The organism is Demequina sp. NBRC 110054, assembly GCF_002090115.1.
Lineage (GTDB): Bacteria > Actinomycetota > Actinomycetes > Actinomycetales > Demequinaceae > Demequina.
In genome coordinates, this window is record NZ_BBRK01000005.1 from 603853 (window position 1) to 626743 (window position 22891).

Below are 22891 nucleotides of genomic sequence, written 5' to 3' on the forward strand. Positions count from 1 at the left end.
ACCGCGGTTATCGATGAAAGGACATCCCGTGCGCGTCAACTCCTTCCTGTGCGACTCCGCTGAGGTGGTGCAGGGCAAGATCTACGCCCTCGGCGCCGGCTGGAACGTCATCAACGTGCGAGCCTTCCCCGCGGTCCACCGTCGCCTGACGGTCGCGGCCACCGTGCACGTGCCCTTCACCTCGACCAACGAGGCTCACCGCTTCGAGATCAAGCTGCTCACCGAGGACGGCAAGGAGCACGCCGTCGGCCTGCGCATGGGCGAGGACGGCAAGCCGGTCCCGGTCCACGGCGTGGGCGGCGAGTTCACGCTCGGCCGTCCCCCGCACCTCGTCGACGGCGACGAGCAGGTCGCCCCGTTCGCGTTCCCGTTCGACGGGCTGCGCTTCAACGAGGCCGGCATGTTCTCGTGGGTCATCTCGATCGACGGCGAGGAGGCAGCACGCCTGCCGATGCGCGTGCAGCAGGCCCAGCAGCAGGCCTGATGGGCCTGTACTCGGGACTCGTCTATCCCGCAGTCCTCGTCGTGGCAGGCGCGCTCGTCGTCGCAGCCATCGTCACCCTGATCGTCCAGCGCGCCCACGGCATTCTCAAGGCCGTGGTCACCGCGGCGTGGGTCGTCACGGCGATCCAGGCGATCGCGGTCGTCGGGCTGCTGCTCACGGGCAACGACGCTGGCATCGTCCTCACCGTCGGCTACCTGCTCGCGTCCGTCGCGCTCGTGCCGCTGCTCGGCATCGGCCGACTCGGCGCCCCGCCCGCACCCGGAGAGCCCGTCGACCCCGATCGTCCCGTGCTGCGCGACGATCAGATCGTGCGGCTCGACGCGATCGCCGCGCTCGTCATCGGCGTGGCGATCGCGGCGGTCGCGTGGCGTCTCGCGGTGATCCTGGGGGCGGCATGAGCGGGCACGGCATGAACAGGGACGATGCTGCAGTCACCGCGGCTCCGACGCGCCGGGTCATGAATCCCGTCGCCCGGATCTCGCTCATCGCGGTCTACGCGGTGCTGTGCCTCGCGGCGACGGGTCGCTCGGCGTACCAGATCTCCACCAAGTTCTCCGAGGCACCGCTCCCGTACTCGATCTCCGCGCTGTCGGCGGTGCTCTACGGCGTCATCGCGCTCGCGCTGTGGCGCGGATGGCGTCGCGTCGCGCTGATCGGCTCCGCGATCGAGCTCGCGGGCGTGCTGATCGTCGGGACGCTCGGCTACGTCGAGTCCTCGTGGTGGCCCGACGAGACGGTGTGGACGGGCTACGGCTCCGCGTATGGCTGGGTGCCGCTCGCGCTCCCGCTCGCCGCTCTCGTCGTGCTGGTGCGCGCGCGGCGCGTCCCTCGAACCGAGACCACCTGAGAGGGTCTGACCATGGATGACAACGTGACCCCGGCGACCCGCCGCACCCCGACGCACGTCGCCCTCGATGTCGTGAGGGGCGCCCTCATCGGCACCGCCGAGACCGTGCCTGGCGTGAGCGGCGGCACCGTCGCCCTGATGACGGGCGTGTACGAGACCCTGCTGACGTCCGCCGGCCACGCGATCACCGGGATCCGCTTCGCAGCGGCCGACCTGGTGCGCGGGCGCGGCCTCGCGCGCGCACGCGGCAGGTTCGAGGGCGTGCGGTGGGCGATCGTGGTTCCCGTGCTCGTGGGAATGGCGGTCGCCCTCGTGACGATGGCGCACGTGATGGAGAGCCTCGTCACCGAGCATCCCGAGACGATGCGGGGCTTCTTCTTCGGGCTCGTGCTCGCCTCGCTCGCGGTGCCCTTCCGCCACGCGATCGCCTCGCCCTCGCGGCGGCATGACGCCGGGCGGTTCCGCGCATCCGAGTGGGCGATCGCTGCCGTGGCCGCCGTCGCGGTCGCGATCGTGCTGTCGCTGCCGGGCGGCACGCTCGAGCCGACGCCGCTCGTGCTCATCCCCGCGGGAGCGATCGCGGTGTCCGCGCTCGTGCTGCCCGGCCTGTCCGGTTCGTTCCTGCTGCTCACGATGGGCCTGTACGAGCCGACGCTCGCGGCCGTCAACGATCGCGACCTCGCCTATCTCGCCGCCTTCGCTGTCGGCGCCGCGATCGGCCTCGTCTCGATCGTCAAGCTGCTCCAGTGGCTGCTCGAGCACCACCGCAGGCTGACCCTCGTGATCCTCACGGGCGTGATGGCCGGCAGCCTCGTCGCGCTGTGGCCGTGGCAGGACGACTCCGGCTACCTCGCCCCGACCGGCTCGGTGGCCGCTCCCCTGCTCGCCGCCGTGGGCGGCTTCGTCCTGGTGGTCGCGGTCCTGGTGGCCGAGCAGCGTCTCGTCTCCCGCCGCGCGACGGAGCCCGCCGAGCGCTAGCGGGCCATCGCGTCTCAGGACCCCGCGCGTGGGACCTCGCGAGCGGCTCAGCCCTTGCGGGTGCGCTTGGGGCTCACCACAAGCCGGTGGTGCCAGTCATACGCCGACTTGTCCGTGAGCGATGCCACCTGGTCCACGGCCGCGCGCAGGCGTCCCGCATCGTCCGCGGCGTCGCGGTAGTCCGCGGCGAACTGCGGCTCGAAGAAGTCCGGCCCGCGATCGGCGAGCGCCGCGACGAGCTGCTTGAGCACCCTGCGCTGCTTCCCGTAGCCGGGCGAGGCCTCGCGCGGCGCCATGAGGAAGTGCACCGCGATGCCCTTGAGCAGCACGATCTCGGCGTGGGTCTCCTGGGGAAGCACGAGTCGCGCGTTGTACCGGGTGAGCGGCCCGTCGCCGTGCTCGGCGCGCGTCGCCTCGATCGTCGCGGTGCAGAACCGGCCGATCAGCTGGCTCGTCATGTCCTTGAGCGCGGCGAGGGCCTTGCGCGAGCCGTCGTACTCGTCGGCCCACCAGCCGAACACGCGGAGGCGCTCGAGCGCCCCCTCGAGGGCGGCCTCGTCCTCCCAGCCGTACCACTCGCGTGCGCCCGCCACGACCTCGCGCACCTTGCCAGGGTCCCGCAGGACCGAGAGCGAGACGCCCTGGTGCACCACGGAGTCCTCGACGTCGTGGACCGAGTAGGAGACATCGTCGGCGAGGTCCATGACCTGCGCCTCGAAGCTCGGCTGGCGCGAAGGCGCGTCCGCACGCAGCCACTGATAGACCGGGCGGTCGTCCTCGTAGACGTTGAACTTGCGGATCGGCCTGCCGTGAGCGTCGAGCTTGAGCTCCTGCTCGCCCCACGGGTACTTCACCGTCGCGTCGAGCACGGCGCGGGTCAGGTTCAGGCCGATGCTCTCGCCGGTCTCCGGGTGCATCGTCTTGGGCTCGAGGCGCGTGAGGACGCGCAGGGTCTGCGCATTGCCCTCGAAGCCGCCCACGTGGCGGACCGCCTCGTCGAGCGCGCGCTCGCCGTTGTGACCGAACGGCGGGTGGCCCAGGTCGTGCGCGAGGCATGCGGCGTCGACCACGTCCGGATCGCAGCCGAGCGCCTTGCCGAGCTCACGTCCGACCTGCGCGACCTCGAGCGAGTGCGTGAGGCGCGTGCGGACGAAGTCGCCGCTTCCCGCGCCGAGGATCTGGGTCTTCGCCCCGAGCCTGCGCAGCGCGCTCGAATGGACGATGCGGGCGCGGTCGCGCGCGAAGGACGTGCGGTTGGCTGTCTTCGCCGGCTCGGGTACCAGGCGTTCCTTGTCCGACTCCGTATAGCCGGGGCTCGCGTCGCTCACGTTCCGATGCTATCGCCGCGCCATCCCTCGACCTCCACCAGCACGGCGGACAGCACCGGGCCGAGGCCCGCGCGCACCATGTGGCCGAGCATCTCGGGGTCGGGGACGCGGCCCGCGAAGCCCGGGGTGTGCTCGAGGAACCCGAGGATCATCACGTCCTTGAGCGCCTCGGAGGCCTCGCGGTAGCCCGCGTCGAGGATCGAGAAGAGCTGGAAGGTGCGGCCGTTGGGTCCGACCGTGCGGAAGTTCTCGAGAAGCCAGTCCATGAGGTCCTGCATCATGAGGTGCGGCAGCACCTCTCCCTCGGCCAGCTTGAGGTGCTCGCCGAGCACGCCGCGCAGGTCCGGCATCACGTACGCGATGTGACCGAAGAAGGCGACGATCTCGGCGTAGTCCGGGTGCGCTTCCGGCTCATGCAGGCCGAGCTCGCGGTCCACGGGGAAGCGCTGCGCGCCGTCGTCAGGATTCATGACACCTCAACCTAGCGGCTGAGGCTGCGGCAGGCGATCCCCTTCCGACTCGTGCGCACCGTCGTCGTCCTTGATGTCTGCAGGATCGTCGACGTCCACGAGCCTGCGGATCGGGTGGCCCGAGGTGCCGCCGACCACGACCCACTTCTTGCGCGTCGACCTGTCCGCCTGCCCCGACTCGCTGGCCGGGGCCGCGGCTCCAGCATCGTCCCCGGCGACAGCATCGGTTTCCGCTGCAGCATCGTCCCTGACACCCGCATCGTCTCTGGCGTCAACCTCGTTCCCCGTGATCGCAGGAGGCCCGGAAGCGCCCGGGACGTCCTCCCCTGCCGTGAGCGGAGCCGCGCAGGCCGCGCACAGCGGGCCCGCACCGGCATCCGCGCGGGGACTCTCGGACGGCTCGCTCGCCGCCCTGATCTCGGAGGAATCCGAAGCGACGGGATCCTGCCGTTCCGCGCGATCTCGCCTCGGCGAAGCCGGGCCCGCCGGGCTGACCACGACGACGGGAGGAGCCTGGTCCTCGGCGCGCGACGGCGTCGGCTGCTCGAGGGCCTCGCGGATGATCGTGCGCGGGTCGTAACGACGCGGATCGAGCTGCCGCCACTCCTCGTCATCGAGCGAGACCCCGCTCTCCTCCTCGATGCGGGTCCGCGCGCTCTCGAGCGCGTCCCTCACCTGGCGGGTGAACGTCGCGAGCAGGTGCGCGTAGTGAGGCAGCCGATGCGGGCCGATGACCACTGCTGCGAGCACCATGACGATGAGCAGCTTGTCCATGGACAATCCGAGCATGTGTGCCTCCCTCAGGCGGAGATCGCGGCCGCACGGCGGCGCTCGAGGCGACGGTCGTGCACGGCGGAGACGGCGTAGGCGGCGAAGAACAGCAGGGTCATCGAGCCGGCGACGACGAACATCGACAGCACGTCGGCCGACGGGGTGACGAACGCGCTGAACAGGGTGATCAGCACCACCGAGACGCGCCACTGGCGAGCGATGGTGCGTGCAGGGAGGATGCCCAGCAGGTTGAGCATCACGATCAGCACGGGCAGCACGAACACGAAGCCGACCGCGACGACCATCCGGGTCACGAAGTTGACGTAGTACGAGGCCTGCAGGATCGTGGTGTCCTCCTCGGACGCGAACGAGGTCAGCAGCTCGATCATGTGCGGGAAGATCCACAGGCCGAGCGCGCAGCCGGCGAGGAACAGCGGCACCGCGGCGGCCACGAAGCCGTACGTGTAGCGCTTCTCCCTGCGCGTCAGCCCCGGTGAGATGAAGGCGAACAGCTGGTAGAGCCACACGGGGCTCGACATCACGATGCCGGCGAACAGCGCGATCCTCAGCCGCAGGTCGAACGCCCCGGTGACGGAGTCGTAGTTGAGGCTCGCATCGTGGGACTCGGCGATCGCGAGCACGGGCTCGCGCAGGATCTCGAGGATCGGATCGGCGAGCAGGTAGCCGCCGATCATCGCGACCACGAGCGCCACCGCCGCGCGGAAGGCCCTGCGTCGCGCCTCCCGGAGGTGGTCGACGAGCGGCATGTGCGACCGCGCGGTGGTGGCGGTCGCGGTCATGACGCGGCGCGCTCCTGGCTCTCGGTCGCGGTCGCGTCGGAGGTCGACGCGGAGGTCGCTGCGGAGGTCGCAGAGCCGTCGACGACGGCCGGCTTCGCGCCGGAGTCCTTCGACCCCTCCGCGACCTCATCCTTGAGGATCTTGACGGACTGGCCGACGCTCTTCGCGAGCTCGGGCAGCTTCGAGGCGCCGAACACGAGAAGGACGACGACGAGGATCAGGATGGCGTGCCATCCGGTGAGGTTCGCAAGCATGGTGGTTCTCCTTGGTGAAAGTGGGGGTAGGGATCAGCTCGACGAGCTGTCGCTGGGCATCTCGGGGGCGTCGCCCGAAGGGGCCTCGCCCGACGGGGGCTCGCCGCCCTCGCCACCGGGGCCTCCGTCGCCGCCCTCGGGCGCGCCGCCCTCGGCGTCGCCGCCGTTCAGCACCTCGCCGCTCGTGGGCTCGGTGCTCGTGTCGACGCGGACGGTGAGGGTCGCGACGTAGCCCGAGTCGTTGTCGCCCGAGATGGTCGCCATCTGGAGCTCGCCGCCGTCGTCCCCGAACACGTTGTCAGTGTCGAGGGTGATCTGGTCGAGGTTCTCCGTGGAGCCCTCGTAGTCGTCGAGCTCGTAGACGTCGCGCAGGACATCTTCGGGGAAGGCCATCTGCGAGGTCGCGATCGCGTTCTCGGAGTCCGTGATCGAGTCGATGTCCGGGTAGACCTCGAAGTGGATGTGGGTCCAGCGGCCCGTGTAGCAGCCGGGCAGGATCGACGTGAACTCGACCCGGCCGTCGTCGTCCGTGACCTGGACGCCCCGCAGCCATGTCTCGTCCTCGACCCCCTCGGAGTACATCGAGTACAGGCCCGCCGCGTTGCAGTGCCACGCGTAGACGGCGGCGCCGACCATCGGCGCGTCGTCGTTGACCATGTCGGTGACGGTGAACGCGAAGGTCAGGGGGACCCCGGCCACGGCGCTGCCGCCGTCGATCGAGGTCGTGAGGTCGGCGCGCTCGATGCCCGACTCCTCGAGCACATCGGGCCCATTGGAGCCGTCGCCCGGGTACGGGCCGGCGGTCTCGTCGGGGATCTCGGCGCTCGGAAGGTCGGAGTCGGTCGTCGTCGTACCGCTCGAGTCGGAGGACGCGGTCGCGCTCGACGAGCTGTTCGTGGACGACGGCGCGCACGCGGCGAGCGCGGCCACGCCGACGCCGGCCCCGACGAAGCCGACGACGCTGCGTCGGCTGATCGCGGTGTGGATGTCGAAGGATGCGCCCTGGTCGACGACGGGCTCATCAGGGTGGGCCAGGAGGCGACCCTCGTAGGCAGGACCGTCGGGGGTGTGCTGGGGCTCCGGAACTCGGCTCATGGTGAGGCCTCTCACTGCTGGGTCGGTGGGCGGCTCTCGCTCCGCAGGCGCGGTGCGAGGTTGCTCACCAGAGTGGAGACCAGACCTGGGAACGGCCTGAGAACCAACCCAGAAGTGCCTAGGACCAAGGTCCCGGTCCGCGGATTGCGCCGCGCGGCCCGTGTGGAGGAGGGCGCACCCATCCGCCAGATAGGCGAAGGAGGCCGGGTCAGCCGCCCGACACGCTGAGCTCGGCCTCCCTCAGGCGCGCCTCATGCTCGGGGGTGAGGTCCTGGCTGTCGAGCCAGCCGTCGGGAAGCGCGGGCTGGCGCGCGCTGCCCTGGCGGCCTCGCGCGCCCTCGGCCTCCGCGCCCGGGTAGGGGGTGTCGAGATCGAGTCCGTCGAGACGGCCCCGCAGCTCCGCGAGCGTCTCGACCAGGCCGAGCGCGCGTCGCGTCTCTCCCCCGACCGGGTAGCCCTTGAGATACCAGGCCATGTGCTTGCGGATCTCGCGCATCGCCTTGCCCTCGTCGCCGCCGAAGGTGTCGACCATGAGCTCGCCGTGGCGGTAGATCGTGTCGGCAACCTCGCGCAGTCCCGGCGTGACGCGGTCGTCGCGACCCTCGAACGCGGCCTGCAGGTCGGCGAAGAGCCACGGGCGCCCCATGCATCCGCGGCCCACGACGACGCCGTCGCAGCCCGTCTGCTCGACCATCGCCACCGCGTCCTCGGCGGACCAGATGTCTCCGTTGCCGAGCACCGGGATCGAGGTGATCGCGTCCTTGAGGCGCGCGATCGAGGACCAGTCCGCGGTGCCGGAGTAGTACTCAGCGGCGGTGCGGGCGTGCAGCGCGACCGCCGCGACGCCCTCGCGCTCTGCCATCCGCGCGGCGTCGAGATACGTGAGGTGGTCGTCGTCGATGCCCTTGCGCATCTTGACGGTCACGGGGATGTCCTTGCGGGACGCCTCGGCGACGGCCCCACGGACAATGTCGCGGAACAGGTCGCGCTTCCACGGCAGCACCGCGCCCCCGCCCTTGCGGGTGACCTTGGGCACGGGGCAGCCGAAGTTCATGTCGATGTGGTCGGCGAGGTCCTCGTCGACGAGCATCTTCACCGCCGCGCGGATCGTCGCGGGGTCCACGCCGTAGACCTGGACCGAGCGCGGGCGCTCGTCCGGCTCGTGGTGGATGATCCTGAGGCTCTCGGGCGTGCGCTCGACGAGGGCGCGTGAGGTCACCATCTCCGCCACGTAGAGGCCCCCGCCGTGCTCGCGGCACAGCCTGCGGAAGGCGGCGTTGGTCACCCCAGCCATCGGCGCGAGCTCGACGGGCGTGTCGATCTCGAGCGGCCCGAGGCGCAGGGGCGGGAGCAGGCGCCGTGTGGTCGATCCGGTCGAAGTCATTGCTCCATTGTCCCCGATGCCCCGTTCAGCGAGCGCCGCCTCGGAACCTCACGCGGACCGGACCGACCGAGGTGCGCGAGCGGGCCGCGACATAGACCGACCCGCCCGAGCGGCTGAGGGATCGCTCGAGCGGGCCGGCACTCTGCGCGCGTCCCGTGGGAGCCCCGCTGCGACCCTGGTTCGAATCGCCGGTGCGCCTCGACGCGCAAGTCTTCAGTTGCCCGGCGGCGCCGGGAGGGCACGACCTACGCGTGCGCCGGGAAGTGCGAGGCCGACACGGCAGCGGCGGGGCGGGCGACAGGCGAGGCCTGCTCTCGCGGCGCCTGATCGGCCTGTCCGACCCCGCGGGCGAGACGCCTGCGGCGGGCGAGAAGGGCAAGAGACACCATGCCGAGCACGAGCGCGAGGAGCCCCAGGCCGATCCACGCCGCCAGGAAGGTCATCTCCCCTCGGCTGGCCGCGCTCGACGCGGCCTGCTCGAAGCTCCCCCAGGTCGATGACACCGCCGCGGGAACGCCGAAGGCGATGTATCCGCCGACCAGGCCGGCTCCCCCGAGCACGCGCAGCCCCGCACGGCTGCCAGATGAAGTCATGGACATGCTTTCCTCCCCCAAGAACTACAGAAGGGCTGCTCAGAAACAGTGACCCCGCCGATTCCGACGGGCCTTTCCCGAGTCAGCCCTGACCCTCAGCGCCACCGCTCCCGAACCCTCCCCGGTCTGCGTGTGACATTCCTCACACTAACCGGCAAATCGGACATAGGCCACCCTGTGCGGGTTACATCTAAGTAAATTGTCCGATTTCGGCCTCAAGTTCCGCTGAGGATCTGCCCACGGAGCACCGCCGGGCATGCACGCTGCTAGTGCGCTGTCTCCCCTGGTACCACGACGGCCTTGAAGGTGCGCAGCATGATCTCGACGTCGCCGAGGAGCGACCAGTTCTCGACGTAGAACAGGTCGAGACGCACTGCGTCGTCCCACGTGAGCATCGAGCGCCCGCTGACCTGCCACAGCCCCGTGACGCCAGGCCGCGTGAGGAGCCGGCGTCTCGCGGAGTCCGTGTACATCGCGACCTCCGCCTCGATCTGCGGCCGAGGTCCCACGAGGCTCATCGACCCGCCGAGCACGTTGAAGAGCTGCGGGAGCTCGTCGAGCGAGTACTTGCGCAGCACCTTGCCGATCGGCGTGATCCGAGGGTCGTCCTTCACCTTGAACAAAGGCGTCTCCGCGGTGCCCTGGGCCTCAAGGAGCTTCTTGAGCTCCTTGTCCGCCCCTTGGCGCATCGACCTGAACTTCAGCATCGCGAACGGCTCGCCGCGCAACCCGATCCGCTGGGACCGATAGAGCAGCGGCCCCGGCGAGGTCACCTTCACCGCGAGCGCGACGGCCAGCAGGATCGGCGACGCGACGACGATGAGCGCTCCGGACACGAGCACGTCGAAGGCGCGCTTCGTGAACCTGTCGGCGGGAGACAGCTGAGGCGTCTCGACATGGACCAGCGGCAGCCCCGCGACCGCCCGCGTGTGAAGCCGGTGACCGGCGATCCCGACGATGCTCGGAGCGAGCACGAGGTGCTGGCTCCCGGGCTGCAGCTCCCAGCCGATCTCCTGGACGCGATGCGGCGAGAGCACGTCTGCGCTCGTGATGATCACCGTGTCCGCGCCCGTGGCCGCCGCGCTGGCCACGCTCGACTCCGCGTCGCCCACGATCGGGACATCGGTGCCGGGAACCTCCTGCCCTACGACGCCGTCGGGCACGCACGCGCCGACGATGAAGTAGCCAGCGTCACGCGCACGGGCGAGCTCGGTCGAGATCTCCTCGACGGACTGCGGGGAGCCGACGAGCAGCACTCGCGCCCCGTATTCGCCGTCCTCGCGCTTGAATCGCAGCCACTGCCGCCAGAGCCACCTCTCGACGAACAGGACGAGCAGCCCGAACGGCACGGTGAGGAACAGGAAGGGTCGGATCGCCTCGACGCCGAAGACGAAGGCCACCGTGGCGATCGTGCCGAAGACCATGAACGTCGCATCGAAGACGCGCTCGAACTCCTGCGACCCCTGGCCGACCACGCGGTCGCTGCGGGTGTCCGCGAGGGCGAGCGCCGCCTGCCACGTGATGAGCACGAACAACGGGAATCCCACGCTCAGGATCGCCTCGCGGGCGCCCTCGGTGGGATCCGGGATGACTCCGCCAGCCGACAGGACGAGCTGTCCACCGACGACGACCCACAGCAGCACCGCGAGGTCGCTCACCGCGAGCCTGCGGGCATATGCGCGACGCCACTCCTCGGCCATCCTCGGCGCCCCTTCGCCTCCGTCGACGCCGACGTCGGAGCCCTCACGCTCGACATCGACCTCGGTGACGCTACGTCCGGTCATCAGTCCGCCCCCCAGCCCGGCCGCGCCGTACAAGGCACCCACCCCTCAGGGAAGCCCTCCGCAAACCGAATGAAATCGATGCTAGCCGACAAATGTGACAGCGACGTGAAATCTAGGACATATCCCCATGCCTCATCGGTGAGCTGATCCCGGGTCACGCCGACCCTCGCGATGCCGCATCGTGCGCGCGGGCCTCGGCCCGGGAGCGGAGGCGCGAGCCGACGAGGCCCCGAAGCGCCTCGACATGATCCGCCGCGGCCTCCGCAGGACGGTACTCGGCCGCCATCGCCCTGCGCCTCGACTGCGCCGCCCTGCTGTCGCCGCGTCGCAGCGCGCGCCTGAGCCCGTCCGCGAGCGCCTCGGGGTCCTCCGAGGGCACGAGCTCGCCCAGCTCGGCGTCGGTCACGATGTCCGCGGGCCCGAACTCGCAGTCGGTCGCGAGCAGAGGGAGCCCGAACTGAAGCGCCTCGACGAGGGCGACACCGAAGCCCTCCCACCGCGAGGCGAGGACGAAGCAGTCCGCGTCGGCGAGCAGCGGCGCGGGTTCCGAGACGTAGCCCTTGAACTCCACCGCCTCCTCGATCCCCAGCTCGCGCGCGAGTGCCTTGAGCTCGTCCGCGAGGGGACCGGAGCCGATGAGCACGAGCCGCGCGCCATCGAGCTCGTCCGCCGCGAGCGCGAACGCGCGCAGGAGCACATCGTGCCCCTTCTGGGGCGCGAGACGGGCGACGCAGACGAAGGTGAAGCGCGCATCGTCCTCGCGCTCGCGACGCTCCGGAGCGTGCAGGTCCCTCACGGGGTTCTTCGAGAAGAGCACCTTCGTGCCGGACGCCAGCCGATCCCTGACGTGGTCCGCGAGCGACGGCGAGACGGCGAGCACCCCCGCCAGGTCGCGCGACACGAAGCCCCTGAATGCCTTGAAGGAGGCGCGCGTGAGCAGCGTGCCGTCGCCCTCCTCGACCTCGGGGTTGCCGTGCAGGTGCCCGATCAGGGCCGCCCCGCCCTTGCCCCGGGTCGCGATCCAGCTGACGACTGTCGCCTCCACCTGGGGGCTCACCAGGACGTCGATCCGCTGACGGCGGAGCACGCGCCGCAGCGGACCGGCGAGCGTCAGCAGGCGATCGACGCCCATCTCGTGCTTCGTGTACGAGGTCGAGCCGAGCTCGCGCTCGGCGTAGTGGCACGCGTAGATCACGTGCACGTCGAGCTGGTCGCCGTAGGTCCGCGCGAGCTCCTCGGCGAGCTCGTGCACGACGCGCTCGATGCCGGCGAAGCTCGGCGACGGAGGCACGAGGTAGGCGATGCGGAGCCTTCCGTCCTCGTCCCGAGCATCGCGGAGCCGCCGTCGCTTCGCGCGCGGCAGCACGTCGAGGTACACGTCGTCGTAGTCGCCCTGCATGCGCTGGACCGTGAAGCGCTCGGACCCCTCCTTCGCGAGCCGCCGCCAGCGAGCGAGGCTCTCCTCCGAGGCGAGCAGATCCCGGAACGCGTCGGCCATCTGATCCGGCGCATGAGCGTCGACCAGGTGACCGAAGGCGCCATAGCCGAGGACCTCGGGGATCCCTCCGACGCGGGTGCCCACCACCGCGGCGCCCGCGACGCGCGCCTCCATCACCGTGAGGGGGCACGGATCGGCGAGCGTGCCGGTCGCGACGATGTCCGCCTGCGCCAGGTACTGCCACGGCGTGAGCGTCGCGCCCATGAAGTGCACGCGATCCGCGAGCCCCGCGTCGTCGGCCTGCCGCTCGAGGTCCTCTCGCGAGGCGCCCCATCCCAGGATGCTGAGATGCCAGGCGGGATGCTCGTCCGCGATCTGCCGGAAGCCCTCGAGGACGTCGCCCACCGCCTTGCGGGGGTGCAGTCCCGACAGCGTCATGATGGAGGGACGATGCAGGGGCCCGATGTCGTCGAAGGGCTGCCCCTCCCTGGCCGAGCCGGCGGTGCCGTTGAGCACCGTGACGACCTGCCGGTCGGGGTACCGCCGCGAACGGAGCAGGCGTCGCTCGGCCTCGCTCACGGCGACCACGCGGCGGCTGACACGCATGAGCCACGAGTGGGTGTCGAACGAGTTGTGCATGGTCGCGACGAGCGGCGCCCTGAACAGGATCGACACGGGCAGCGAGATCACCGCGGAGGACATCATGTGCGCGTGCAGCACATCAGGCCGCACGTCGGCCGCGAGCCTCGCGAGCGCGACCAGGTTCTCGAGCGCGTGACGCTTCGAGTCGGGCTCAGGCAGGTCCGTGACGTGCACCCCATGGTCGGCGAGGACCTCGTCGTACGACCCGCGGGCGCTCGCGAACCACACCTCGTGGCCGGCGTCCGCCTGTGCGCACGCGAGGTCGACGGCCATGTGGACGGAGCCATTGCCCTGGACCGCATGTTTGAGCAGATGGATGATCCTCACGTGCTACCCCCTCGCGTGCGCATCGTGGTCGGTGGTCGAAGATCGCGGTGTCGCTGGCGCTGCCCTCACTTCGGAGACACCTTGCCGCCGAGCGCCCTCTCCGCGTGCCTCGTGGAGACGCGCGCCGTCGGCTGGTACTCGAAGCCGCCCTGCTTGCCGAGCGAGGTCACGCCGAGCTGCTTGAGACGCGCGACCTGCTCCGCGGCTCTCGCGGCGCTCCCCTCGGTGAAGACCGGGTACACGCTGTCGAGCACGTGCCCTCCCTCGACGCGAAGGTCGCCGTCGAACAGGTCGTTCGCGCTCGTGTGGTCCCGGAACGCCCGCTCGGCCTGCGCCACGGTCCGCACCGATGGCGACCCGACCACCTCGACGCAGAAGTACTCGCGCCCCCGCTCCTGGCCGTAGAAGTCCGAGTGCATGGTGAGCCGCTTCCACGAGCCGCCGTGGGAGAAGTTGTAGAGGATCGAGGTGTCGAAGCCGCGCCGCCCCGCGAAGCTGCACAGCAGGGTGATGATCGTCACCGTGGGCAGGGGCTCCGCTTCCGCACCGGCGAGCGCCAGCGCACGATGCGTCGGCACCGTGGACACGAGCATCGGGCTGGAGAAGGCGCCCGCGGCGGTCCTGACGACCATCGTGTCGTCGGCTCGCTCGATCGCGGTCGACGGCGTCGCGAGCATGAACTCGACGCCCTCCGCCTCAAGCCGATCGACCACGGGCCGGTAGAGCGCACCGAAGCCCTCCCGCGGGCGGACGAGCTGCTGCACGCGACGCGCTGGGGCCGGCTGCGCAGCCTCGCGGTGCGGCGACAGCTTCCGGCCGATCCTCCGACCCACCGCGGCCACCCTCGGCCACACCCTGGCGTTGTCCGCGATCCACATCATGCGCGCCTTGGCGAAGTCCAGGTCGATCCGCTCGGCGGGCAGCCCGCAGAAGCGCTCGACGTAGTGCTCGAGGCCCGTACGCTGCGCGGCCTTGGCTCCGACCCAGAAGCGGGTGAAGTCGCGCGCATTGCGCTGGTGGCGATAGCGCACCCGCGACGCGACGAGGGAGCCCGCCATCGCGGTCCAGGCGAGGGGCCCCGCGGCGAGGAGATCATCCTTGAGGGAGATCGGATAGTCGGTGACCTTGCCCTGCGGGTTGAGGCGGGACCAGGACGGTTCCACCGGCACGTACTGCGGAAGGAGCTCGGGAAACCGGTGCAGAAGCGGGGAGTCGTCCTGGAAGATCAGGCTCCCGACATCAAAGGTGTAGCCGTCGATCTCGAAGTCGAGGTGGTTGCCGCCGACCTTGGCGTACTCGTCGATCACGAGGACCGAGCGCGCGCCCTTCTCGAGCAGGACGGACGCGGACACGAGTCCGCTGATCCCCGCCCCGAGCACGATCCCGTCGTACTCCCGCGTCCCCCCAGCGTCGGTCACCCGGGGTCCCCCTCTCGTCACGAATCCTCACGAAGCTCCTTGAGCGTGAGCGCTCGCTCGTGCGGCACCCCGTCCGTGGCCCCACAGCCCGCCCTGCGTCGAGTCCCGAAGCGACGCCCGAGCACGGAACCCGCCCCACGCACGGACTCACCTCAGGAGTCGACCGATTTCTCCACAGATGTCCTGTATGCCCGACGTTGCGCGAGAGGCGCCCCTTTTGTCAATCCCCCTGGGTCAAGTCGTGGAGGGAATCGGCCCCGGCAGCCGGGCGTCCCGCACCCACCCCGTCGTGCGCGAATTCCGCGCCTTGCGCCGACGAGCCCGGCCCGCTCGACGCCTCGCCCTTCGCCCTGCGATCCGCGAGAACCATGCTCACGAGCACACCCAGGGTCATCCACAGGACGCCCGAGGTCGAGGTCACGTCGGGCCCTGACAGGAGCTTGGTGAGGAGCACGACGACGAGGACCCACATCACCGGCTGGGCAGCGTGAATCCTGGACGCCGGGCGCGCCACCGCGAAGATCGCCGCGGCGAAGAGCAGCGCACCCACGTAGCCGGTGGCGCTGAGCAGCGTCGCCAGGAAGGACGAGGCGCGCGCGCTCCCCAGTCCCACGCCGAACCCGTAGGTGTCCAGGAATACCAGGTAGGAGTTCGCATCCGACCCCGAGCGCTGGCCGTAGGAGTCGGAGGCGACCTTGTCCGTCAGCACCTCGTGCAGGTACTCGTACGTCACCGGCACGAGCCACACCGAGGCGACGACGAGCGCGAGCACCACATAGACGACAGGAAGCGACCAGCCCGTCCTCCTGCTCGCGAACCGACCTACGACGAACGCGGCGGAGAGCCCGAGCATGACCGCCCCGATGACCACGAAGGACGTCGAGGTCGAGATGATGCCGAGGAAGATCGCGATGCCCGCGATGACGAGGTTGCCCACCCTCCACAGCCCGCGCACCTGGACCGCCCTGGACACCGAGTACACCGCGGCGGCGAGCGCCATGCCGGCGAGAGCGGCCGGCTCGGGGTGGATGCCACGGAAGCGGGAGGTGCCGTCCGGCGACGTCTCGATGTACTCGAACCCGGGCGAGTTGTCGAAGACCCCGTACGGGAACGGCACGCCGAAGTTGATCCCCAGGTAGCGCCACAGCGAGAGCAGCATCGCGACGGTGAACATCAACCCGAGCGTCTGCGGACCGGCGCCGACGGTGTGGGCGAAGATCAGGACCACCCCGATGCTGAGCGCCAGGTAGAGGATCTGCGCGATGTTCGAGGTCGTGAGGTAGCCCGCGACGAGCTCCGCGTCGGCGGGCGTGACCGTGTCCAGCCCCGGGAAGAGCATCGGCGCGACGAGCGTGACGAGCACGGCCCACGCGAAGAAGGCGAGGAACAGCCCGGCGCCGGGCACGGCCCCGAGCGACGCCCTCCCCCGCGCCGCTCCGCCGAGGAAGTATCGGGACCCCAGCACCACGACCAGCCCGAGCGCGACCGCATAGAACGTGGGCACCGCGATGGGCCCGACGACCGCCACCGCGCCGGCCGATGTCACGCCCGACAGCGCGAGCGCGCGATCGTATCGGCGCGTGGCGAGCCCGTAGCCGATCAGCACGAGCGCGACGACGGTGAGCACCCCCATGTCCGTAAAGTACCTTGTGTCCAGGTGATCCGTCTCGGGTATGTTTCACCCAGGGGTTGTGTGGGAGCGCGCCGGCGGCGCACTCCGAGGCTAAGGGGGACCATGGAGCTCGACTACTACCTCAAGGCGATCCGCCGCGGCTGGTGGCGCATCGTCCTCGCCGCGCTCCTGGGCGCCGCGCTCGGCGCGGCCTACCTGGTGATCTCCCCCAAGACCTACGACGCGACGGCGCGCGTCGTCGTCGCCGCGAACGACCCTACGAGCATCCCCGACGCGCAGTCAGGAGCACAGTTCGTCTCCTCGATGGCCACGACGGTCGCGGCCATGATCGTGTCCCCGGTGGTGCTCGAGCCCGTGGCCGAGGAGCTCGGGGAGGCGCTCTCACCGACGGAGCTCGCCTCGATGATCACGGTCGAGACCGAGTCCGAGACGGGCCTGCTGACAGTGAGAGTGCGCACGGACGATGCTCAGGTCGCCGCCGAGGTCGCGACGGCAGTCGCCGAGTCGGCGAGCGCCACGGTCCCCGAGCAGGTCGGCGGCACGAACAGCGAGGGCGACGACCTCCTCCGCGTGGACGTGCTGAGCACCCCCGAGCCGCCGAGCAGGCCGACCAGCCCGAGCACGAAGGGCGTCATGGTGATCGCGGTCCTCATCGGCGTCACCGTAGGACTCGCGCTGGCGATCGCGGTGTACGCCTCGGATCGCAGGATCCGGCGGGTCGAGGACCTCGCCGCCTCGGGCACCTCCGCGCTCGCCGTCATCCCCGGCGGGTCGCGGTCCGACGCCGGTTCCCTGCGCGTCGACGACAGGGCCGCAGCCGCGTACCAGACGCTTCGCACCGCCGTGGCGGCGGGCTCGGACGGCGCGCGATCGAGCATCCTCGTGGCCCCGCTCACGCGGGGCGAGCATGACGCCGACGTCCCCGCACGGCTCGCGGCGGCCTACGCACGCGCGGGCCGCCGCACGCTCGTGATCGACCTCGACGCTGGCAGCGCCGCGCTGGCCGCGATCCTGGGACTGCCCCAGGCGCCCGGAGCCTTCGAGATCCTCGCGCGCGGCGCCGGCCCCGACGAGGCGATCATCGAGACCGCCGAGGTCGGCCTGTGGGCGATGCGCGCCGGCGAGCCCGAGGGCAGCCCCGCGGACGGCCTCGCCGGGCCCACGCTCGACCACCTGCTCAACTGGGCCGAGGCCAGGTTCGAGGCCGTCGTGCTCAGCGCGCCCGCCGTCCTCGACCGCCCCGACGCCTCGGTCGTGGCGGGATGCGCAGGGCGCGTGCTCGTCACAGTGAAGTCCGGCAGGGACGACACAGACGGGCTGCGCCGAGGCCTGGATGTTCTCGCGACCGCGAGCGGGACGGTGCTTGGCGTCGCGCTGGTCGACCCGCCTCACGCGCATTGAGCGCACAGGAGCCATCCACATGGCCCTTGCCCGGATCGCCCCGGCTTGGGTACTTTGGGGATGAATCATCCGATTCATCCAATGGGGCGCAGAGGCTTCGTCGGCGTGGAAGGCGGCAGCGCGCCCGACCCCGACGACGCACCTTCGCCGCAGTGCCGGGGGGTGGCATGGGCGGGGTTCTGGTACATGAGTGGCTCGCACCCGCGGGGGGCAGCGAGAACGTCTTCGAGGCGATGGGGCGCATCTACCCCGACGCGGACATGTTGTGCCTCTGGGACGACTCCGAGGGCCGCTTCACGTCCGAGCGCCTCAAGCAGACCTGGCTCGCGAGGACGCCGCTGCGCAGGAGCAAGGCGGCGGCACTGCCCCTGATGCCGCTCGCGTGGCGCACCCAGCGCGGCCCGGACTACGACTGGGCGCTCATCAGCTCACACGCCTTCGCCCACCATGTGAACTTCGGCAGGCCAGACATGCCTCGGTACGTGTACGTGCACACCCCCGCCCGCTACGTGTGGACTCCGGATCTCGACAAGCGTGGAGACGGGAGGGCCGCGAGGATGGTCGCGTCCGCGCTCAAGGGCCCCGACCGCAAGCGCGCCGCCGAGGGGGCGCGCTTCGCCGCCAACAGCGCCTTCGTGCGCCAGCGCATCGCGGACACGTGGGGCGCCGAGGCCGACGTGATCCACCCTCCGGTGGACGTCGAGATGATCCAGTCGCGCGACTGGTCCCAGACGCTCGACGCCGAGGAGTCAGCGGTGCTCGAGAGCCTCCCGTCGACGTTCATCCTGGGCGCGTCTCGGTTCATCCCCTACAAGGAGCTCGACGTCGTGATCCAGGCGGGCGAGGCGTGTGGCCTTCCGGTCGTGCTCGCAGGCAACGGGCCCGAGCTCCCGCGCCTGCAGCAGATCGCGGAGGAGGCGAGCGTGCCCGTCACGTTCGTCCTGTCGCCGTCGAGCCCGCTGCTGTGGTCGTTGTTCGCCCGCGCCGCGGTCTACGTGTTCCCCGCCGTCGAGGACTTCGGCATCATGCCGGTCGAGGCGATGGCCGCCGGCGCTCCGGTCGTGGCCCGCGACGTCGGAGGTACCGCGGAGTCGGTGGTGCCTGGCATGACCGGGGCGCTCACGTCCTTCGAGTCTCCCTCCGCCGTGGCCGCCGCGGTGGAGAAGGCGATGGCGACGTCGGCCGAGGACCGCCGCGCGCACGCCCAGAGATTCTCGCAGTCCAGGTTCGCCTACGAGATCCGTGAGTGGGTGGGAGCATGACCGCACCGACCGTGACGGACACGCGGGCGCTGATCGTCAACGGCGCGTTCCGGCCCCAGCGGGTGACGGGCCAGCAGCGGTACGCGATCGAGATCGCGGACCGGCTCGTGGAGGACCACGGCTTCGGCGAGCGCGCGCCGCAGGGCGGCTGGCTCGGCTCCGCGGCCAAGGAGTGGGCATGGACGATGCTTCGCCTCCCCACGCTCACGGGCGGCGCCGTCGTGGTGTCGCTCACGGCGCGCTCCCCGTTCACGCGCCGACAGGTGCTCGTGGTGCACGACCTGTTCGTCCTCACCAACCCCGAGTGGTTCTCCCGCAAGTACGTCCTCACGCACGCACCCAACCTGCGTGCGCAGCTGCGCACGGCGGCCGCCGTCGTCGCGGTGAGCGAACCCACCGCCGAGGCGGTGCGAGGACGGTTCGACGGCACGGTCGTCGTGGCACCGAACGCCCCGAGCGACACCTTCTTGCGCGCGGGCGCGGACGATTCGACCGCGCTCGAGTCGCGTGGACTGCGACAGGACGGCTACCTCCTCACGGTCGGCAGCAAGGACCCCCGCAAGAACCTCCCGCGCCTGGCCGAGGCGTACGGCCTGCTGCCCGCGTCGGTGAGGAAGCGCTTCCCCCTCGTCGTCGTGGGAGGCGGCGCGGCGATCTATCAGGGCCAGCGCATCGACTGGCCCGAAGGCACCGTCGACGCCGGCTACGTCTCCGACGAGGATCTGCGGGATCTGTACGCGGGGGCGCGCGCAGTCGTGTTCCCCTCGATGGCGGAGGGATTCGGGCTGCCGCTGGTCGAGGCCGCGGCCGCGGGCGCGGGCTCGCTCGTCGTCTCCGACCTGCCGGTGTTCCGCTGGATCTGCGAGGACGGCGCGGTGTACGTGGATCCGTCCTGGCCGGCGTCGATCGCCGCGGGGCTCATCGACGCGGTCGAGGGACGCGCTCCCGCCATCACGATCGACCTGCGGCGCTTCGACTGGAACGAGTCCGCCAAGGTCGTGGCCGAGGTCTGCGCCGACGTAGCGAGGAAGCGATGAGCACCGACAACAGAAGGCCGCTCACCGCGGCGATCATCCTGGCCTCGGCCGGACGCCCCCAGCTGCTCGACGACATCGCATCCCGCCTCATGGATCAGACGGTCGAGCCCGTGGCGCGCATCGTCTCCGTGCCGGGCGAGGACAGCCTGCCCGCCGGGCTCCCGCCCGAGTGGACCGTCGTCACCGGCACGAAGGGCCTGGCCGCCCAGCGCAACGCCGGGCTCGACGCGCTCGGTGACGGCGCCGACGTCGTCCTGTTCTTCGACGACGACGCGATCGTGCGACGCGACTACGTCGAGGAGGCGCTCGCCTTCTTCGCGACGCACCCGGAGTTCGTAGGGCTCACGGGCCGCGTGCTGCTCGACGGCGCGGCGAGCCGGACCTACGGCGAGGTGCCGCTCGAGGAGGCGGACCGGCTCGTGACCGAGTCGGAGTCCGAGCCGCTCACGGGAGGCTTCGCGCCCGGTCGCACGCTGTTCGGCGCGAACTTCGCGTTCCACCGCGCGAAGGTGCCCGACATCCGCTTCGACGGTCGGCTGCCGCTGTACTCATGGCTCGAGGACCACGACTTCGCGCGGCGGCTCATGCGCTCGGGCGGCATCGCGCACGTCGAGGACTGCGTGATCGTCCACCGGGGCGCGGCGTCGGGAGGCCGGACCAACCACGTGCGGCTCGGCTACTCGCAGATGATGAACCCGATCTACCTGCATCGCTCGGGAAGCTTCCCGCTCTGGCTTGCCGCATGGGAGGTCTTCCGCCCGACCTCGAAGAACGTCGTGCACTCGATCGGAGGCCCCGCCGCCGAGTGGCGACGCGAACGGCTCAAGGGCAACGGCATGGCGCTCGGGGACGTGCTCCGCGGCCGCCTCACACCGGAGCGGATCACCGCGCTGTAGCCCTCGCCTCGGCGCGACGGATCTGACCGTCGCACCGGCGCACCTCGCCGCGACGGTCCGGGGCGGCGCCGCACGCCGCGCGATCAGGCGTGCTGCAGCCTCCGCAGCACGGGACGCACCCCGTACACGAGCTCGATCGTCGCGAGAAGCGGAAGGCGCAGCCACGTTCCCGACCTGGCGATCTCCCCCTCGCGCCACATCACGGATCCCTTGAGCGCCTCGACGGGGCCCCGCCACGGACGCGTGGTCCACGTGCCCTCGCGCCCGAAGTCGTGGCTGCGCGTCCCGACCTCGAGGACGCGGGCGTCGTCGCTCGTCGGCCAGACGATCGCGCGCGACAGCTCGCGCCACGCGCGTGGGGCATCAGCGAGCACGCGCTCCGCCGCACCGTCGCGGAGATCCTCCTCGAGATACGCGAACACGCCGGCGAGCATCGACTCCGCGTCGGGACGGACCCTCTCGCGCCAGCCCTCGACCTGCTCGAGGTTGGACAGGAGCTCGCCGTCGACCTCGTCGAAGCGTCGCACGCTGGGAAGGTCGGGCTCGAACAGCCACTCGACGAAGTGCCAGTACCGCAGCAGCGCGCTGCGGCGCCGCGCAGGCGAGTAGCCGTTCGAGTCCTCGAGAAGCCCGAACGTCGGCACCCCGGCAGCGCCGCGGAGCGAACGCGGGATCCGCGCGATCATGGCCGAGGAGACCCGCAGCTCGGGGAAGCCCTCCGCGACGAGGAGCCCGGTGGTGCCATGCAGCCCCGTGTCGACGAGCATGACGTGATTGGCGCCCTCGGCTGCCGCTCGGAGGTGAGCGCCGAACCTGTCCGCCTGGAGGAGGATCTCCTCGCGGGCCGCGGCGCCGCCGCTGTGACGCAGCACCGCGAGCAGCGACTCGGGCGTCGTGGGGTCGGTCGCGCCCGGGACGTCCCCGTCAAGGTCGAGCCCTGACAGCGCCCTCACCGTGTGCGCGGTGGTCGAGTCACGGAACTCGTAGTGCAGCGTGGCGGCGGCCGATGGTCCGAGGGATCCACCCTCGCGCAGGGCAGGCGCGAGCGCGGGCCTCGTCGCGGCGAGCCTCGACGTCATCAGGGGCACCGCGCGCACGGGCGACTCGAGCCCCGTCGCGTCGAGGAAGCGCTCGTACGCGCCGAGCATCGTGAGCCCGCCGCGCGCGCAGAAGAGCATGGCCGCGTCGTCGGGCTCGTCGATCAGGCTCGCAAGGTTCCACAGCCGCAGGCAGAACTCGCCGACCACCGGTCCGAGCACCCCGCGCCCGAACTCCTCGGGTGTGCGCGGCATCAGAGGATCGCCTTCAGCTGGAGAGGAATCGTCCGCAGCTTCCACCACACCCTCTGGAGGGTGTACCAGTGCGAGCGCGGCAGGTGCGCCGCGTTCCACCCTGCCGCGGCGGCGTTGACCTGGTCCGCCTCGAGCGTGTCGCCGACGTGGAGGAACTCGCCGGGAGGGCATCCCTCAAGCACCGCGACGCGATCAAACATCCCGCCCCCTTGCTTCGAGGTGCCCAGATCCGCGCTCGTGTAGATCGCGTCGAAGGGCTGCTCCCCCACGACCGCGTCGAGCAGGCGCGCGATGTCGTCGGCCGAGTACCAGGTGTCGCTCACCGCGATGACGCGCCTCGCCTTCGCACGCGCGTCCGAGATCAGTGCGAGGGCCGCGGGATTCGGCTTGAGCCGAGCGATGTCGGCCTCGAGCTCGCACTCGGCGAGCACCGCCGCGCCATGGGCACCGAGACCGAGCGGGGCGGTGACCGCGCGGCACAGCGAGGCGAATCGCGCGTCCGCGCCGGGTCGCTCCATCTGGATCGCCCGGTAGGCGTTGTCGTGAGACACGAGCCTCAGCTCCGTCAGCGGACCCGGGTCGACGCCCAGTCGGCGCGCGGCGAGGGTCGCCGCCTCGACGAACCGGAACGCCTGAGTCGTGCCGTCGCGCAGCACCACCGTGTCGAAGATGTCCAGGGACAGGACGGTCGTCGTGGGAGCGGAGACCGCGGCCCTCAGCACTTCTACGCTCAAGC

General features: G+C 70.9%; 22 protein-coding genes. 8 read left to right on the forward strand and 14 right to left on the reverse strand.

Features of this window, described 5'->3' with window-relative positions:
- The first annotated feature begins 28 nt into the window (after window positions 1–28).
- Genes B7K23_RS12070 through B7K23_RS12085 form a run of 4 tightly spaced genes read left to right on the forward strand, consistent with a single transcriptional unit; the run spans window position 29 to window position 2330 of the window.
- Window positions 29–484, forward strand: coding sequence for a DUF6941 family protein (locus B7K23_RS12070; protein ID WP_084126819.1), 456 nt, complete (start codon window positions 29–31; stop codon window positions 482–484).
- Window positions 484–903, forward strand: coding sequence for a hypothetical protein (locus tag B7K23_RS12075; RefSeq protein ID WP_084126820.1), 420 nt, complete (start codon window positions 484–486; stop codon window positions 901–903). Before B7K23_RS12070 ends, B7K23_RS12075 begins: the two co-directional genes overlap by 1 nt.
- Window positions 900–1352, forward strand: a complete 453-nt coding sequence (locus B7K23_RS12080) for a hypothetical protein (protein ID WP_234996519.1) — start codon at window positions 900–902, stop codon at window positions 1350–1352. The genes B7K23_RS12075 and B7K23_RS12080 overlap by 4 nt, the downstream gene beginning before the upstream one ends.
- A 12-nt stretch (window positions 1353–1364) precedes the next feature.
- Complete coding sequence (locus B7K23_RS12085) at window positions 1365–2330, forward strand: DUF368 domain-containing protein (RefSeq protein ID WP_084126821.1); 966 nt, start codon at window positions 1365–1367, stop codon at window positions 2328–2330.
- 47 nt (window positions 2331–2377) lie between these two features.
- Here the strand turns inward: B7K23_RS12085 and B7K23_RS12090 are convergent, their stop codons facing one another.
- The 12 genes from B7K23_RS12090 to B7K23_RS12145 all read right to left on the reverse strand — a co-directional run bounded on the left by B7K23_RS12090 (window position 2378) and on the right by B7K23_RS12145 (window position 16267).
- A complete protein-coding gene (locus B7K23_RS12090; RefSeq protein WP_084126822.1) occupies window positions 2378–3658 on the reverse strand; it encodes a deoxyguanosinetriphosphate triphosphohydrolase in 1281 nt (426 codons plus the stop codon).
- Window positions 3655–4128 (reverse strand): hypothetical protein, encoded by a 474-nt coding sequence (locus B7K23_RS12095; RefSeq protein WP_084126823.1) that lies wholly within the window; start codon window positions 4126–4128, stop codon window positions 3655–3657. Before B7K23_RS12095 ends, B7K23_RS12090 begins: the two co-directional genes overlap by 4 nt.
- A gap of 6 nt (window positions 4129–4134) precedes the next feature.
- Entirely contained in the window at window positions 4135–4917 is a 783-nt protein-coding gene (locus tag B7K23_RS15530; RefSeq protein ID WP_143338265.1) for a hypothetical protein, read from the reverse strand.
- Between the two features lie 11 nt (window positions 4918–4928).
- Window positions 4929–5699, reverse strand: a complete 771-nt coding sequence (gene tatC, locus B7K23_RS12105; protein ID WP_084126824.1) for a twin-arginine translocase subunit TatC — start codon at window positions 5697–5699, stop codon at window positions 4929–4931.
- A complete protein-coding gene (gene tatA, locus B7K23_RS12110; RefSeq protein ID WP_084126825.1) occupies window positions 5696–5953 on the reverse strand; it encodes a twin-arginine translocase TatA/TatE family subunit in 258 nt (85 codons plus the stop codon). Before tatA ends, tatC begins: the two co-directional genes overlap by 4 nt.
- Before the next feature lie 33 nt (window positions 5954–5986).
- Complete coding sequence (locus B7K23_RS12115) at window positions 5987–7048, reverse strand: intradiol ring-cleavage dioxygenase (protein ID WP_084126826.1); 1062 nt, start codon at window positions 7046–7048, stop codon at window positions 5987–5989.
- Between the two features lie 208 nt (window positions 7049–7256).
- Window positions 7257–8432 (reverse strand): tRNA dihydrouridine synthase DusB, encoded by a 1176-nt coding sequence (gene dusB / locus B7K23_RS12120; protein ID WP_084126827.1) that lies wholly within the window; start codon window positions 8430–8432, stop codon window positions 7257–7259.
- A 245-nt stretch (window positions 8433–8677) separates the two neighbouring features.
- On the reverse strand, window positions 8678–9031 hold the full coding sequence (locus tag B7K23_RS12125; protein ID WP_084126828.1) for a hypothetical protein: 354 nt from the start codon (window positions 9029–9031) through the stop codon (window positions 8678–8680).
- Window positions 9032–9291: 260 nt separating this feature from the next.
- Window positions 9292–10809, reverse strand: a complete 1518-nt coding sequence (locus B7K23_RS12130; protein WP_234996520.1) for a sugar transferase — start codon at window positions 10807–10809, stop codon at window positions 9292–9294.
- A 154-nt stretch (window positions 10810–10963) separates the two neighbouring features.
- Window positions 10964–13216 (reverse strand): glycosyltransferase, encoded by a 2253-nt coding sequence (locus tag B7K23_RS12135; protein WP_084126829.1) that lies wholly within the window; start codon window positions 13214–13216, stop codon window positions 10964–10966.
- Window positions 13217–13281: 65 nt separating this feature from the next.
- Window positions 13282–14634, reverse strand: a complete 1353-nt coding sequence (locus B7K23_RS12140) for an NAD(P)-binding protein (protein ID WP_200809831.1) — start codon at window positions 14632–14634, stop codon at window positions 13282–13284.
- Between the two features lie 220 nt (window positions 14635–14854).
- Window positions 14855–16267 (reverse strand): hypothetical protein, encoded by a 1413-nt coding sequence (locus tag B7K23_RS12145; protein ID WP_084126831.1) that lies wholly within the window; start codon window positions 16265–16267, stop codon window positions 14855–14857.
- 102 nt (window positions 16268–16369) lie between these two features.
- On the opposite strand from B7K23_RS12145, the gene B7K23_RS12150 reads away from it, so the two are divergent.
- The 4 genes from B7K23_RS12150 to B7K23_RS12165 all read left to right on the forward strand — a co-directional run bounded on the left by B7K23_RS12150 (window position 16370) and on the right by B7K23_RS12165 (window position 20863).
- Window positions 16370–17668 carry a Wzz/FepE/Etk N-terminal domain-containing protein gene (locus B7K23_RS12150; protein WP_084126832.1) on the forward strand — a complete coding sequence of 433 codons (1299 nt, stop codon included), beginning with the start codon at window positions 16370–16372 and terminating at the stop codon, window positions 17666–17668.
- A 167-nt stretch (window positions 17669–17835) separates the two neighbouring features.
- Complete coding sequence (locus B7K23_RS12155; RefSeq protein WP_084126833.1) at window positions 17836–18930, forward strand: glycosyltransferase; 1095 nt, start codon at window positions 17836–17838, stop codon at window positions 18928–18930.
- Window positions 18927–19967 (forward strand): glycosyltransferase family 1 protein, encoded by a 1041-nt coding sequence (locus B7K23_RS12160; RefSeq protein ID WP_084126834.1) that lies wholly within the window; start codon window positions 18927–18929, stop codon window positions 19965–19967. Before B7K23_RS12155 ends, B7K23_RS12160 begins: the two co-directional genes overlap by 4 nt.
- Window positions 19964–20863 carry a glycosyltransferase family 2 protein gene (locus tag B7K23_RS12165; protein WP_084126835.1) on the forward strand — a complete coding sequence of 300 codons (900 nt, stop codon included), beginning with the start codon at window positions 19964–19966 and terminating at the stop codon, window positions 20861–20863. Before B7K23_RS12160 ends, B7K23_RS12165 begins: the two co-directional genes overlap by 4 nt.
- 83 nt (window positions 20864–20946) lie before the next feature.
- Here the strand turns inward: B7K23_RS12165 and B7K23_RS12170 are convergent, their stop codons facing one another.
- Together B7K23_RS12170 and B7K23_RS12175 are read right to left on the reverse strand one after the other, a co-directional pair.
- Window positions 20947–22155 (reverse strand): hypothetical protein, encoded by a 1209-nt coding sequence (locus B7K23_RS12170; RefSeq protein ID WP_084126836.1) that lies wholly within the window; start codon window positions 22153–22155, stop codon window positions 20947–20949.
- Complete coding sequence (locus B7K23_RS12175; protein WP_143338266.1) at window positions 22155–22889, reverse strand: HAD family hydrolase; 735 nt, start codon at window positions 22887–22889, stop codon at window positions 22155–22157. The genes B7K23_RS12170 and B7K23_RS12175 overlap by 1 nt, the downstream gene beginning before the upstream one ends.
- Between the last annotated feature and the right edge of the window lie 2 nt (window positions 22890–22891).